Raw genomic sequence first — 13,097 nt, 5'->3', positions numbered from 1 at the left:
GTCCGTCACAGCTGGGTGCGGTTGCGTTCGGTCAGGCCGTACGTCTTCGCGATCGCGTTCCACAGCTTGGCCGCCGTGATCTTCTGCGTGCTGGCCTCGCCGCTCGCGGTGTTGCCGGCCTGGGTCTGAGGGGTGGTGCGCGCCTGGCCCTTCTTGCAGCCCTTCCTGCCTGCGGTCTGGTCGGCCCACGCCGCGTAGTGGTTGTCGGCCGACGCGGACGCCTGCCACGCCTTGGTGAGGGCGGTGGTCAGCTGGGCGTGGTTCGGGAGCCGGTCGACGGAGAGGGTGGACAGCCGGGTCACCAGGTCGTTGCGCTGAGTGGCCGCGTCCCGCAGGTCCTTGGCCGCCTGGCCGAGGTTCTTGCAGGCCTTCACGTCCTCCACCGCGCTGATCACCGAGGACCGGCTGTCACCGCTGTCGGCCAGCAGCTTGTCCAGCTCGACGGCCTGCGCCTCGGCCGGGTCGGCGGACGGCGAGGCGGACTCGCTCGCCGGCGCGGTCGCGGCGACGGTCTTGTTGCCGTCACCGTCGTCCCCGCCGCCACCGGCCAGCAGCGCGCCCGCGCCGATGCCGAGGACGGCGATACCGATACCGACGGCGGCGATGACCGGCACCCGCGAGCGGTTGCGGCCGCCGCGGCCACCACCGTCGTCGTGGTGGTCACGGTGTCCGTACGACGGCTGCTGGTGCCCCGCGTGCGGCGGCTGCGCCTGCTCGAAGCGCGGCAGCTGCTGCGTGGCCCCCGCCGGGCTCTCCCCGCCCGGCCCGCTGCGGAAGAGGTTGTCGAACTCGGCGGGCGGCTGCCGCTCCCCACCGTGCTGCCCGGGCACGGGCGCGATGTACTGCGTGGCCTCGGCGTCGGGCCCGGACACGGGCGGCAGCGGCCCGCCGCCCTGCGGGGCCCGCCCCAGGAACTGCGTCTGCTCCGAGCCCCCCGGCGCGGGCACCTCGGGCGGCAGCGCCCCGGGCGCGACCGGCGGGATGTACTGCGTCGCGCCCTCGTCCGGGGACGCGGCGACCGGCGGGATGTACTGCGTGGCGCCCTCGTCCGCCGGAGGCAGGGGTACGCCGGTGGCACCGCCGTGTCCGGCGGGCATGCCGTACGCGTCGGTCGCGGGCGGCAGCGGGGCGCCGGGAGCGCCGTAGCCTCCCGCGGTGTTCTGGTTCACCGGCGGCAGGTAGTACGAGGTGGGCTGTTCGCTGTCGTAGCCGCCGGGCTGCGGCAGCGGCTGTGACGCGTCCTGGGCGCCCCACTGCTGGGCCTGCGCCTGGTACGGGTCCGGCGCACCCCACTGCTGCTCCTGCGGTGCGCCCCAGCCCTCGCCCTGCTGCGGGGCGGGCGTCTGCTGCTCGGGCCCCCACGGGGTGCCCCAGGCCTGACCGCCGGGCGGCGGCGCGGGGGACGGGTTCGGGGGGTGCGGGGCGGACTGGTAGCCGCCGGGTCCGCCCGTCTGGCCCGGCAGCAGCGGTTCGCCGCCGTCGGAGGGCAGCACGATGCCTTCGCGCGCCACGCGCGGCGAGGGCTCCTCGCCCTGTCCACTCTGCGTCACCGGGACTCCTACGAATGGGGGACCTTGTGAATCGTCGGCTCACGCTACCGGGTCCCCCGAGCCCGGTGCCACGCAGCACAGGACTGGACCGGTGTCCCTGTGACCGCGGTAACAAAACCGGGCCCGCATCCGCTACACAGACGCTCCTTTCACCTCCGGAACCTTCGTTTCCCGTGTGTTCACGCCCCCGTACCCCGGGGTTTCACGCCGCCGCCTGCAACTCCAGTCGCGCCCCGAACTCCCTTACCACGGCCTCGTCCTGGAACGGCTCCAGCCGCTGCTGGAAGTCCTCCAGGTATTCGGCGCCCCGATTGGAGCGGACGGTCTCCAGCAACTCCACGGCCTTCAGCCCGGTGTGGCAGGCCTGTTCGATCTCGCGCTGCTGGACCTGCGCGGTGGCGAGCAGCACATAGCCGATGGCCCGGCGCCGCGCCTTCGTCTCGGGAAGCCCGTCCAGCGACTCCTGCGCCCGCCGTGCCGCCGCCTCGGCCTGCCCGAGGTCCCGGTGGCAGTGCGCCAACTCGTCGGCGAGATAGGCCTCGTCGAAGTGCGCGATCCACGCCGGATCGTCCCCGGAGGAAGGATCCGCCGCCTCCAGCGCTCCCACCGCCCGCCCGGAGGCCAGCTGCGCCGCCCGCGCATCGCCCATCAACGCGTGCCCGCGCGCCTCGGCCGCGTGGAACATCGCCTCCGCCCGCGGTGTCACGCGCCCGCGCGCCCCTTCCTGCGCCGCGCGCGCCAACTGCGCGATCTCGCGCGGGTTTCCGAGCTGCGCGGCGAGATGGCTCATGGACGCGGCGAGCACGTATCCGCCGTAGCCGCGGTCCCCCGCCGCCTGCGCGAGCCGCAGGGCCTGGATGTAGTACCGCTGCGCCAGCCCCGGTTGTCCGGTGTCGATCGCCATGTACCCGGCGAGCTCCGTCAACCGTGCGACCGTGGCGAACAGTTCACGCCCCACGGCCTCCCGGTACGACCCGGCGAGCAGCCCGCTGACGACACTGTTGAGGTAGTGCACGACGACCGGACGCACATGGCCGCTGCCGTACTGGTGGTCGAGTTCCACGAGGGCCTGGGTCATCGCCCGCACGGCCGCCACGTCGGACTGGCCCACCCGCGGTCCCGCCTGCCGCGCCACCTGCGAGTCCGGCGAGGAGATCAGCCAGTCGCGGCTCGGTTCGACGAGCGCGGACGCGGCGACCGAGGAGCCGGACAGGAAGTCCCGGCGCCCCACGTCACTGCGCCACAGTTCGCAGACCTGCTCGATGGCCCCCAGCACGGTCGGCGAGAACTGGAGGCCGACGCCCGATGCGAGGTTCTTGCCGTTGGCCATGCCGATCTCGTCGATCGTGACCGTACGGCCGAGTTTGCGGCCCAGCGCCTCCGCGATGATCGCCGGGGCGCGTCCCCTCGGCTGCTGCCCGCGCAGCCAACGCGCCACGGACGTCTTGTCGTAGCGCAGATCGAGACCGTGCTCGGCACCGCACATGTTGACCCGACGGGCCAGCCCGGCGTTCGAGCAACCCGCTTCCTGGATGAGCGCCTGCAACCGTTCGTTCGGCTGCCGCGCGACGAGAGGCCTTGCGGCCATGGCGTACCCCCTGGGAACAACCCCTAGAGCGAAAAGATCCGGCCGTGAAGATCAATGCCCCGCGGACATACGGAAAATGCGAGGGATGTGAGGATTGCCGGGGTAAAGGACGGAAGCCACCCCGCATGTGGCTACCCACCTCCCACCGCAGATCCTCCTGCGCGCCCCCACACATGCATCCATGCGCCCCAGATGCGGAATCGATGCGCTTCCCCCGCGCGCGGTACGGCCGTAACCCGAGGTGGCGGGGGGAGTTGTGTTGGGCGTGGAAGAGACGATCGCGAGCACCGAAGCCGCCCAGATTCCGAAGCAGCGCGGGGAATCGCTGCTGGAGACCGCCGTACGCTACGCCGAGGAGCGCCACTGGGACGTGTTCCCCGGCACCTGGCTGGAAGCCGTCGACGGGGTGCAGCACTGCTCCTGCGGCGACGCGGCGTGCGCCGCCCCCGGCGCACACCCCACGCGCGAGGACTGGGCGACGCAGGCCACGGGCAGTGCGACCGTCGCGCGCCGGTTGTGGTCGAAGCAGCCGCTCGCGTCGATCCTGCTGCCGACCGGGCGGACCTTCGACGCGATCTCCGTCCCGGAGACCGCCGGGTTCCTGGCGCTGGCGCGGATGGAGCGGATGGAGCTGACGCTGGGGCCGGTGACCTTGTCGCCGGATCGCCGGATGCACTTCCTCGTGCTGCCGGGTGCCTCGGTGAAGGTGCCGGACCTGGTGCGCAAGCTCGGCTGGACGCCGTCGTCGCTCGACCTGGTCGCGCTGGGCGAGGGCGCGTTCGTGGCGGCGCCCCCCACGCGGTACGGGTCCAGCGGGGCCGTGCAGTGGGCCTGCAGGCCCACGCCCGCCAACAGGTGGCTGCCGGACGCGGAGGAGTTGATCTCTCCGCTCGCCTACGCGTGCGGGCGGGACCGCTAAAAGGTCTCCGCGCCCCTTAGGTTGGCTTCCATGACGTCGGCAGTGAGTGTGCGCGGGCTCTGGAAGCGGTTCGGCCAGCAGGTCGCCGTCGCCGGGATCGATCTGGAGTTGCCCGCCGGGAAGTTCATCGGGCTCGTCGGACCCAACGGGGCCGGGAAGACCACCACCCTCTCCATGATCACCGGGCTGTTGCGGCCCGACCAGGGCTCCGTCGAGGTCGTCGGGCACGACGTCTGGCGGGATCCCGTCGAGGTGAAGGCCCGGATCGGCGTCCTTCCCGAAGGACTGCGCCTCTTCGAACGCCTCTCCGGGCGGGAACTGCTCGCCTACTCCGGGCGGTTGCGCGGACTGCCCGGCGCCGAGGTCGACAAGCGGGCCACCCAGCTCCTCGACGTCCTCGACCTGGCGGGCGCGCAGCACAAACTGGTCGTCGACTACTCGACCGGGATGCGGAAGAAGATCGGGCTCGCGGCGGCCCTGCTCCACAACCCCGAAGTGCTGTTCCTGGACGAGCCGTTCGAGGGCGTCGACCCCGTGTCCGCACAGACCATCCGCGGGGTGCTGGAGCGGTACACGGCGTCGGGCGCGACCGTCGTCTTCTCCTCCCACGTCATGGAGCTCGTCGAGTCGCTGTGCGACTGGGTGGCCGTGATGGCCGCGGGACGCATCCGGGCGCACGGCCCCCTCGCCGACGTGCGCGGCGCCGCGCCCTCGCTCCAACAGGCCTTCCTGGAACTCGTCGGGGCGGGCGGGCGGAACACCGCGTCCGATCTCGACTGGCTGGGCGGCGGGGCGGCACGATGAGCGCCGACGTCACCGCCGTCGTCGTACGGCTGAAGCTGTCACTCCTGCGGAACGGGCTGAAGCAGTCCGGCGGGCGGCGGGCCGCGTACATCGCGTCGGCGGTCGTCACCCTGCTGTTCGCCGCGCTCCAGCTCCTCGGGCTGATCGCCCTGCGCGGGAACGAGCACGCCGTGTCCGTCGTCGTGCTGCTGGTGGCGGTGCTGGCGCTGGGGTGGGCGGTGATGCCGCTCTTCTTTCCCGGCGGGGACGAGACGCTCGATCCGACGCGCCTGGTGATGCTCCCGCTGCGCCCCCGGCCACTGGTGCGGGCGCTCCTCGCGGCCTCGCTGGTGGGGATCGGGCCGCTGTTCACCCTGTGCCTGCTCGTCGGGTCCGCGATCTCGGTGGCGCACGGCGGACTCGCGTACGCCGTCGGCGTCGTCGCGGTCGTGCTGGCGCTGCTGGTGTGCGTGGCACTCGCGCGGGCCGTCGCCGCCGCCAACGTCCGGCTGCTGACCAGCCGTAAGGGCCGGGATCTGGCCGTACTGAGCGGGCTGGTCATCGCGATCGGGGCGCAGCTCGTCAACTTCGGCGCGCAGCGGCTGGGTTCGAGCGGGCTCGCGGAGCTCGATCCGGCGGGCGAGGTGTTGCGGTGGGTGCCGCCGGCTTCCGCGATCGGGGCGGTGGAGTCGGTGAGCGAGGGGTCGTACGGGGTCGCGGTCGTCCAACTGGCGCTGAGCGCGGGGGCGCTGGCGGGCCTGATCGCCGTATGGGCCCGGCATCTGACCCTGCTGATGACCGCCCCCGACGGGTCCACCCTGCAGTCCGCCGGCGAGTCGGCCTCGCGCGAGCGGACCTCGACCGGCCTCGGGCGGCTGCTGCCCACCGGGCGCACGGGGACGGTCGTGGAGCGCAGCCTGCGGTACATCTGGCGCGACCCGAAGACCAAGGCGGCGTGGGTGACCTCGCTCGCGATCGGCCTGATCGTGCCCGTGTTCAACGCGCTGCAGGGCACCGGCTCGATCTACTTCGCCTGCTTCGCCGCGGGGATGCTCGGCATCCAGATGTACAACCAGTTCGGCCAGGACACCTCCGCGTTCTGGATCGTCGCCCTGACCATCTCCTCGACCCGGGACGCCTACGTCGAGCTGCGCGGCCGTGCGCTGGCCCTGCTGCTGATCACCCTGCCGTACGCCACCCTGGTGACCGTCCTGACCACGGCGCTGCTCGGCGACTGGGCGCGACTGCCCGAGGCGCTCGGCCTGTCCTTCGCTCTGCTCGGCGCGATGCTGGCCACGGGCGCGTGGGCCTCCGCGCGCTTCCCGTACTCCATCCCGCAGGAGGGCTACAAGAACGTGGCCCCCGGCCAGGCCGGGCTGGCCTGGATCTCGATCTTCGGCGGCATGGTGGGCGCGGCCCTGCTGTGCGCCCCCGTCATCGTCCTGACGATCTGGCTGAACGTCAGCGCGAACGGGGACGACTGGACGTGGCTGCTGCTCCCGGTGGGGGCGGTGTACGGGGCGGGCATCACACTGCTGGGGCTCCGCCTGGCGGCCCCGAGGACAGCGGCACGGCTCCCGGAGATCCTGGCGGCGGTGAGCAAGGGCTGAGCATCCTCGCAGGGTGCCCGTAACGCCCTCAGGGGCGCGGGGAACTGCGCGACCAGCCACGACGAACCCGCACCCGCCCCCCGGCAGAACCCCCCGAGCCCTCAGGCACCGATCACCCCGTCAGCCCGTCGATGAACGGCTCGATCGCAGCCCGCCACGCATCCGGCTGGTCGTAATGAACAAGATGCCCCGCATCAGCGACCTCCGCGTACTCCCCCCGCGGCAGCACCCGCACCATCTCCTGTGCCTCCGCCCGCCCCAACTCCCCGTCGAGCCCGCGCACGACCAACGCGGGGCACCGCACCTGCGCCAGCTCCTCCCAGTGCGCGTCGAACACCCACGGCTCCCGGGACTTCAGCATCTGCTCATGCTCGAACACCGGCCGCCACCCGTCCGGCGACTCGGCCATCACCTCGGCGTAGAACTCCCCCCGCGCCGGATTGGGCCGCTCCACCCACGGATCGTCCTCCCCGAACCACTTGCGTACGTCGGCGAGGGTGGCGAAGGGCACGGGCCAGGCCTTGAACCAGTCCGCCCACTCCCGCTGCGAGGCCGCGCCGAGCGCGGAGGCCCGCATGTCGCAGATGATCACTCCGGACACCAGGTCCGGCCGTTTCGCGGCGAGCTGCCAGGCGGTGAGCGCACCCATGGCATGGCCGATGAGGACGGCGGGGCCGAGGCCGAGCTGTTCGAGGGCCGCTTCGGCGTCCTCGACGTAGGCCTCGCGGGTGAAGGAGGCGTGCGGGGGCTTGTCGCTGCGGCCGTGGCCGCGCTGGTCGAGGGCGACGGCCCGGTGGCGTTCGGAGAGCCAGCGGGCGGTGGAGGCCCAGTGGGAGGCGCGGCCCATGAGGCCGTGCAGTAAGAGCACGCCGGGCGAGGGGTCCAGGGCGCCTTGTGCGGTCCGCTGACCGACGCGTCGCCCGGCTGTCTCACCGTTCTCCCGGAGGCCGTGCTCCGTCGCGTCCCTTGCCGGGTCGGGCTTGGGAGGGTCGCCGAACTCCCAGGCCGCGAGACGTACGCCGCCCGCCCCGGTCACGTCGATGCGCCGCGCCATTGGTCCTGGCACCCCCCTCAACGGGTTCGTCGAAGTCCGTTCCGGCACCGCACCCCGAAGGACGCCGAGCCGGCCGGTCCTGTGAACCGTGTGCTGCCTGCCCTGTCTGACGTGCCTGCTGTCGTGCCGCCCCCTCCCTGAAGCGCACGTTCCGCCCGACGTGTCACCCGAAGGCTATCGAAAGCCCATTCGAGAATGCGGCTTCCGCCGACAACACCCCTCGTTTGAGTGACCTTGCTCAAGGATTGATCGTCGCCGCCGAGGGGAGATCTTCAGCGGGAGGCGGACCGGTCGGGGAAACCGGTCCGAGGGGAATGACCCTGGGAGCTCGGGGCTCCGGGTCAGCACAGGGGAGGACAGGCCCCGGCGCCACACGGCGCCGGGGCCCTCCACACGTCTGCGGCGCATCCTCCCCGCCCCCTCAGGTCATATGCCTCACGCGACAGCCTCGCACGCGGGGCGTCCGAGCGCTGCGATTCGGCACAGTGAATCTTGGAATCGACGAGATCATCGGGATGCCGCAACTGCCTCTGCCGTCCCGGCAGTTGAACACTCGACAGAACACCCGACGGAAGGCGTACGACAGTCAGCGCTTGGCGACGAACACATGCGACGCGACGTCCGCCTCCAGCTCGGCCGCCTCGCCCCCGCTGCCCACCAGTACCCCGCCGGCCGACTCCGTCACGCTCACCACCGAACCGGGCTGCACGCCCGCCCGGCGCAGCGTGTACATCAGCTGCGCGTCCGTCTGGATCGGCTCGCCGATCCGCCGGACGACGACCGTCTTGCCCTCCGAACCCGGGTCCAGGTCGGCCAGCGACACCATGCCCTCGTCCAGGAACGGGTCGGCGCCGTCCTTCTCGCCGAGCTCCTCCAGACCGGGGATGGGGTTGCCGTACGGCGACTCGGTGGGGTGGCGGAGCAGCTCGAGCACCCGCCGCTCCACGGCCTCGCTCATCACGTGCTCCCAGCGACACGCCTCGGCGTGCACCTGCTCCCACTCCAGCCCGATGACGTCGACGAGCAGACACTCCGCGAGCCGGTGCTTGCGCATCACGCGCGTCGCCAGCCGGCGTCCCTCGTCGGTCAGCTCCAGGTGCCGGTCGCTCGCCACGGACACCAGCCCGTCGCGCTCCATCCGCGCCACCGTCTGGCTGACGGTCGGCCCGCTCTGGTCGAGCCGCTCGGCGATCCGGGCGCGCATGGGGACCACACCTTCCTCCTCCAGCTCGAGGATGGTGCGGAGATACATCTCCGTGGTGTCGATCAGTCCGGACATACGTGCCCCTCGATGAGATCTGCCGGAAGCGCAACGACTTCGCGGCGTGTGCGCTGGCCCTGGCCTCAATTCTGACGCATAGCACTGACAACCGTGCCGCGCCGGTGAAACGAGCTGGTTTCGACAGCGACCCGGGGGGCTGTCCGAGGGCCGCGCGGGAGGCCGTACGGCGGTGCGGCGCGCTCGGCGTCGGCGATGCGGTGGCGTCGGTGCCGGACGGAGGAGGGTTCGCGAACGGGCCGCCACGGTACGGCCCCGCCGTATTGACACCGCACTGGTCCAGACCGCACGGTGATCCGCGACACAGCCGACCCGAAGGGGCCCGTATGAGCGACGGCACGCCCGCCGACCGGTTCTTCGACGCTGCGATCGGCCTGCTGCAGCGGGTCCGCGAGGAGGAGGCCGAGCACATCGACGCGGCCGGGGCCCTCCTCGCCGACACCGTCGCCGCCGGGGGCCGGCTGTTCGCCTTCGGCGCCGGGCACTCCTCGCTCGCCGCGCAGGACGTCGTCTACCGCGCCGGCGGTCTCGCACTGATGAACCTGCTCACCGTCCCCGGTGTCGTCGGCGTCGACGTCATGCCCGCCACGCTCGGTTCCGCCCTGGAGCGCGTCGACGGCCTCGCGACCGCCGTCCTCGACTCCTCCCCGCTCCGCGCGGGCGACACCCTCGTGATCATCTCCCTCTCCGGCCGCAACGCCCTCCCCGTCGAGATGGCGATGAGCGCACGCGCGCGTGGCGTGAAGGTCATCGGCGTGACCTCGGTGGCGTACGCCTCGGAGACGACCCCCCGCCATTCCTCCGGCACCTACCTCAAGGACCACTGCGACGTCGTCCTCGACTCCAAGATCGCCATCGGCGACGCGGAACTCACCCTCGACACCGTCCCCGCCCCCTTCGCCCCCGCCTCCACGGTCGTCACCTCGGCACTCCTCCAGGCCACCGTGGCAACGGCGGCGGCCGACCTGGCGGCACGGGGCATCGAGCCCCCGATGCTGCGGTCGGGGAACGTGGACGGGGGGCTGGCGTGGAACGCGCGGGTGTTCGAGGAGTACGGGGACCGGATCTTCTACCGGCACTAGCGGGCGACGGGAGGACGGCATGTCACCTCACCGCCGCAGCACCCCCGCCAGGTCCAGCGCCGAAGCGATCCGCACCGCCACATCCTCCGCGTACACCGCGTCGGACCGCTCGAACTGGCTCCGCCCGGCGCCCCGCAGGAACGTCACGACCCCCAGCGTCCGCCCCCGGCTCCGCAGGACCGCGCACAGCGCGTGCACCGCGTCCCCCGGCCACTGGCGGGCCAGGGCCCACTCGCGTGCCTTCTCGGGCGGTACCGCCCCCACGCTGGCCCGTACGGCGCCCGTCCGGTCCACGCACTGGAGCGCCGGATGCCCCTCGGCGTAGCGCACGGGCAGCCCGGCCTGTCCGGTCAGCAGGCTCGGGCCGGGCGCCCCGGAGGGCGTCGAGGCGACCCGTACCAGCCGTACCGGTGTGTCCGACTCGGCGGCCGGTTCCCCCGCCACCCGGTCGATCAGCGCGTGGTCGGCGAAGCCGGCGAGGGCGAAGTCGAGGTGGACCGTCGCGGCCTCGGCCGGGTCCTCGCACTCGGCGGCCGCGCGGGCCGCCCGGTGCAGCTGGTTGGTGCGGAAGCGCAGCAGGGACGCCTCCTGCTCGGCCTGCTTGGCCTCGGTGACGTCGTTGAAGAGCCATCCGACGCCCAGCGGCACCGGCTCCTCGGCGAGCGGCGAGGCCAGGCGCACGAAGCCGCAGCGCCAGCAGCGCCGCTGTTCGCCCTCGGGGGTGCGCACGCTCACCCAGATCTCGGCGGGTGCGGGCGGCGCGCCCTCGGCCAGCACATGGGTGAGCGCGCTCTCCAGCTCCTCGACGCCCTGCGCGAGCAGTTCCCCGAGGGGCCGTCCCAGGACGGACGTACGGCCGACACCGAGGGCCCGGGCCGCGTGCGCGTTCACCACCGCGGGCCGTAGATCGGCGTCGACCAGCACGACACCCCAGCTGGCGTCGTCGAAGAGGGCCTCGCTCAGTGCGATGGACCGCTCCAGGTCGATCTGCGCGTGCACCTCGCTGAAGGCGCAGTACACCCCGGCCGGCTTCCCGTCGGGGCCGCGTACGGCCGCCGACTGGGTCCGTACGAGGACCCGCCCGCCCTCCTTGGTCAGCAGGGCGAACTCGTGCACCTGCCGTCCGGGAGCCCGCATGGCGGACTGCAGCCACCCCTCGACCTCCTGGGCGTCCGCGCTGCGCACCGCCCACCCGGCGAATCCCTGCCGTCCCACCGCCTCCGCCGCGGTCCAGCCCAGGATCCGTTCGGCCTCGCGGTTCCAGTGGGTGACGACGCCATCGGCGTCGAAGGCGCACAGTGCCGCGTCCATGCCGTCGAGCAGGGCGGCGAGCAGATCCGCGCCGTCGGGCTGTTCGGGCTCGTTCGGCCCCAGCTCGTCGGTGGTCCCACTACGCCGCGAAGCACTCACCTGGACCCCCTGCAGGCTGCATCCGTCCGTACGGCACGTCGGTTCGCTCACTTGCAATCATCTAACTGGAACGTGACGCAGCACACACCGGGTTCCCGCAAGTTGGGGGAATCGTTGTACGCCGCTTCTGTCTCTACGGTGCCCGATCCAGCCTGAGGTCGACCCACAGGTCGGTCTCGGGCGGGAGCGCATAGCGTTCGACCTCGGTGAATCCGTGCTTCTCGGCGAAGCGCAGACCGTCCTCGTTGACGGCCAGGACACAGGTCTCGATCGTGGTGGCGCCCAGCACGCGTGCGTGGGCGAGCCCGTTCTCGTACAGCGCCGTCCCGAACCCCTGCCGCCGGTGCTCGGGCAGCACGCGCGCGATGACGGTCGCCGCCCCGCCCTGCGGGGGCCGCACGGTGGAGCAGCCGACGAGCACGTCACCGACGTACGCGTTCTCCAGCCGGTAGCGCGTGCCGCGCTCCCGCACCGTGGCGAGGTCTAGCTCGTCGGCCGGGATGATCACGTTGTGGACGTATCGCCACTGCTCGAGCATGGCGTCGCCCACGGCGGGCTCTATTCGGACATCAGGCACGAGATCCACCTCCCCGCCGCGCGGACACCTCAATCTCGATCTTCATACGAGGATCCGAGAGCCCGCACATCATCATCGTCGCGTAGTCGAACCCGGTCGTCCCCGACACGTGCACCCGGTCGCCGTCGACGACGGCCCGGGCGTAGCCGATCTGTTCCTCGAACACCGAACCGCCGAGAATCGCGAGTCGCTCTGTCATGGGGCGAACGCTAGGAGCCGTGCCGTTGATCCGTCCATGGGGATTCCGGGGCCGTGAGGTGCTCTCTCGCCGCCTTGCGGAAGGCCGTCACCACGCGGCCCCGGTCCCCGGCCCGGGTCGCGACGACGACATGGCTCGGCTCGACGCCGTCCAGGGGGACCGTGGTGAGGTCGTGGCGCAGGGCCCTCCCGACGGAGACGACGGAGACCGCCAGGGACTCGCCGGAGGCCACGAGTTCCAGCTTGTCCTCGATCGCCGCGATGAGCGGCCCGTCGGGTGCCGGGCGCCCGTCCGGCCGGGGCTCGAACCGCCAGAAGGCGCTGCGCACCGGATCCGCGGTCCGGGGCAGCGGCTCGTCGGCGATGTCGTCGAGGGTGACGGAGTCCTTGCCGGCCAGCCGGTGGTCCAGCGGGACGACCAGGACGCGCGGCTCGTCGTAGAGGACCGTCACATGCAGGCCGTCGGTGGGGAACGGCAGCCGGGTCACGACCGCGTCCACCCGGTGGTCGAGGAGGGCCGGGCATACGTCGTCCCAGTTCAGGTGTGTGGTCTGTACGTCGGCGTCCGGGTAGCGGTGGCGAACCGCCCGTACCGCCGGAGTGACGATGAGGCCCGAGGTGAAGCCGACCGTCATGCGGTTCGGCCGGGCGGCGGCACGCGTGTGTGCGGCCGCCTGCGCCGCCGCGCGGAGCAGCGCTTCGGCATGGGGCAGGAAGGTCTCCCCGGCCTCCGTCAGCCGCGTCCCCTGCGGGGTCCGGTCGAGGAGTCGGGCGCCCAACTGCCGCTCCAGCCGCTGCACCTGCCGGCTCAGTGACGGCTGGGTGATGTGCAGGGCCGTGGCCGCGCGGCCGAAGTGCCGATGCTCGGCGACGACCGTGAAGTACCGGACCAGGCGGAGGTCGAGGTCGGTCATACGGGGAGCCTATCCAGGCTTGAGCTGTGGTGATGCCCCAACCGTATTGCTCGATGAGAAACAGGCTTTGGACGCGGACGGCAGCCGCTCCGGACGATGAGGACATCCCAGACACCATCCCTCTGCTCGGAGG

At 72.3% G+C, this 13,097-nt stretch carries 12 protein-coding genes; 4 read left to right on the top strand and 8 right to left on the bottom strand.

Annotated elements, in window-relative coordinates:
• Positions 1 to 5: 5 nt before the first annotated feature.
• Both ACIOHP_RS11200 and ACIOHP_RS11195 read right to left on the bottom strand, forming a co-directional pair.
• Entirely contained in the window at positions 6 to 1,550 is a 1,545-nt protein-coding gene (locus ACIOHP_RS11200) for a hypothetical protein (RefSeq protein WP_401885771.1), read from the bottom strand.
• A 202-nt stretch (positions 1,551 to 1,752) separates the two neighbouring features.
• The gene (locus tag ACIOHP_RS11195; RefSeq protein WP_361484985.1) at positions 1,753 to 3,138 is read right to left on the bottom strand and encodes a transcriptional regulator; all 1,386 of its coding nucleotides are present in this window, start codon (positions 3,136 to 3,138) and stop codon (positions 1,753 to 1,755) included.
• A gap of 256 nt (positions 3,139 to 3,394) precedes the next feature.
• Between ACIOHP_RS11195 and ACIOHP_RS11190 the strand changes: the two genes are divergently transcribed.
• Genes ACIOHP_RS11190 through ACIOHP_RS11180 form a run of 3 tightly spaced genes read left to right on the top strand, consistent with a single transcriptional unit; the run spans position 3,395 to position 6,450 of the window.
• Positions 3,395 to 4,057: a bifunctional DNA primase/polymerase gene (locus ACIOHP_RS11190; RefSeq protein WP_361484983.1), complete on the top strand. Its 663-nt coding sequence runs from the start codon at positions 3,395 to 3,397 to the stop codon at positions 4,055 to 4,057.
• A gap of 30 nt (positions 4,058 to 4,087) precedes the next feature.
• Positions 4,088 to 4,861, top strand: a complete 774-nt coding sequence (locus ACIOHP_RS11185) for an ABC transporter ATP-binding protein (protein WP_361484981.1) — start codon at positions 4,088 to 4,090, stop codon at positions 4,859 to 4,861.
• A complete protein-coding gene (locus ACIOHP_RS11180) occupies positions 4,858 to 6,450 on the top strand; it encodes a transporter (protein WP_401885760.1) in 1,593 nt (530 codons plus the stop codon). Before ACIOHP_RS11185 ends, ACIOHP_RS11180 begins: the two co-directional genes overlap by 4 nt.
• A 112-nt stretch (positions 6,451 to 6,562) precedes the next feature.
• Here ACIOHP_RS11180 and ACIOHP_RS11175 read toward each other — a convergent pair whose 3' ends face one another.
• Together ACIOHP_RS11175 and ACIOHP_RS11170 are read right to left on the bottom strand one after the other, a co-directional pair.
• Positions 6,563 to 7,504: an alpha/beta hydrolase gene (locus tag ACIOHP_RS11175; protein WP_361484977.1), complete on the bottom strand. Its 942-nt coding sequence runs from the start codon at positions 7,502 to 7,504 to the stop codon at positions 6,563 to 6,565.
• Between the two features lie 586 nt (positions 7,505 to 8,090).
• A complete protein-coding gene (locus ACIOHP_RS11170; RefSeq protein ID WP_150947846.1) occupies positions 8,091 to 8,783 on the bottom strand; it encodes a metal-dependent transcriptional regulator in 693 nt (230 codons plus the stop codon).
• 326 nt (positions 8,784 to 9,109) lie between these two features.
• Between ACIOHP_RS11170 and ACIOHP_RS11165 the strand changes: the two genes are divergently transcribed.
• Positions 9,110 to 9,865 (top strand): SIS domain-containing protein, encoded by a 756-nt coding sequence (locus ACIOHP_RS11165; protein WP_327717753.1) that lies wholly within the window; start codon positions 9,110 to 9,112, stop codon positions 9,863 to 9,865.
• A 27-nt stretch (positions 9,866 to 9,892) separates the two neighbouring features.
• On the opposite strand, the gene ACIOHP_RS11160 is transcribed toward ACIOHP_RS11165, so the two are convergent.
• The 4 genes from ACIOHP_RS11160 to ACIOHP_RS11145 all read right to left on the bottom strand — a co-directional run bounded on the left by ACIOHP_RS11160 (position 9,893) and on the right by ACIOHP_RS11145 (position 12,964).
• The gene (locus tag ACIOHP_RS11160) at positions 9,893 to 11,275 is read right to left on the bottom strand and encodes a PAS domain-containing protein (protein WP_361538446.1); all 1,383 of its coding nucleotides are present in this window, start codon (positions 11,273 to 11,275) and stop codon (positions 9,893 to 9,895) included.
• 133 nt (positions 11,276 to 11,408) lie between these two features.
• Positions 11,409 to 11,813, bottom strand: a complete 405-nt coding sequence (locus ACIOHP_RS11155; protein WP_401886403.1) for a GNAT family N-acetyltransferase — start codon at positions 11,811 to 11,813, stop codon at positions 11,409 to 11,411.
• Positions 11,814 to 11,844: 31 nt separating this feature from the next.
• Positions 11,845 to 12,051 (bottom strand): hypothetical protein, encoded by a 207-nt coding sequence (locus ACIOHP_RS11150; protein WP_401885750.1) that lies wholly within the window; start codon positions 12,049 to 12,051, stop codon positions 11,845 to 11,847.
• A gap of 10 nt (positions 12,052 to 12,061) precedes the next feature.
• Positions 12,062 to 12,964 carry a LysR family transcriptional regulator gene (locus ACIOHP_RS11145; RefSeq protein WP_401885746.1) on the bottom strand — a complete coding sequence of 301 codons (903 nt, stop codon included), beginning with the start codon at positions 12,962 to 12,964 and terminating at the stop codon, positions 12,062 to 12,064.
• Positions 12,965 to 13,097 lie beyond the last annotated feature (133 nt).

It is taken from the genome of Streptomyces sp. NPDC087859, from assembly GCF_044742595.1.
In the GTDB taxonomy this organism is placed as follows: Bacteria; Actinomycetota; Actinomycetes; order Streptomycetales; family Streptomycetaceae; genus Streptomyces; species Streptomyces canus_F.
This window is presented reverse-complemented; position numbering and strand designations above follow the sequence as displayed.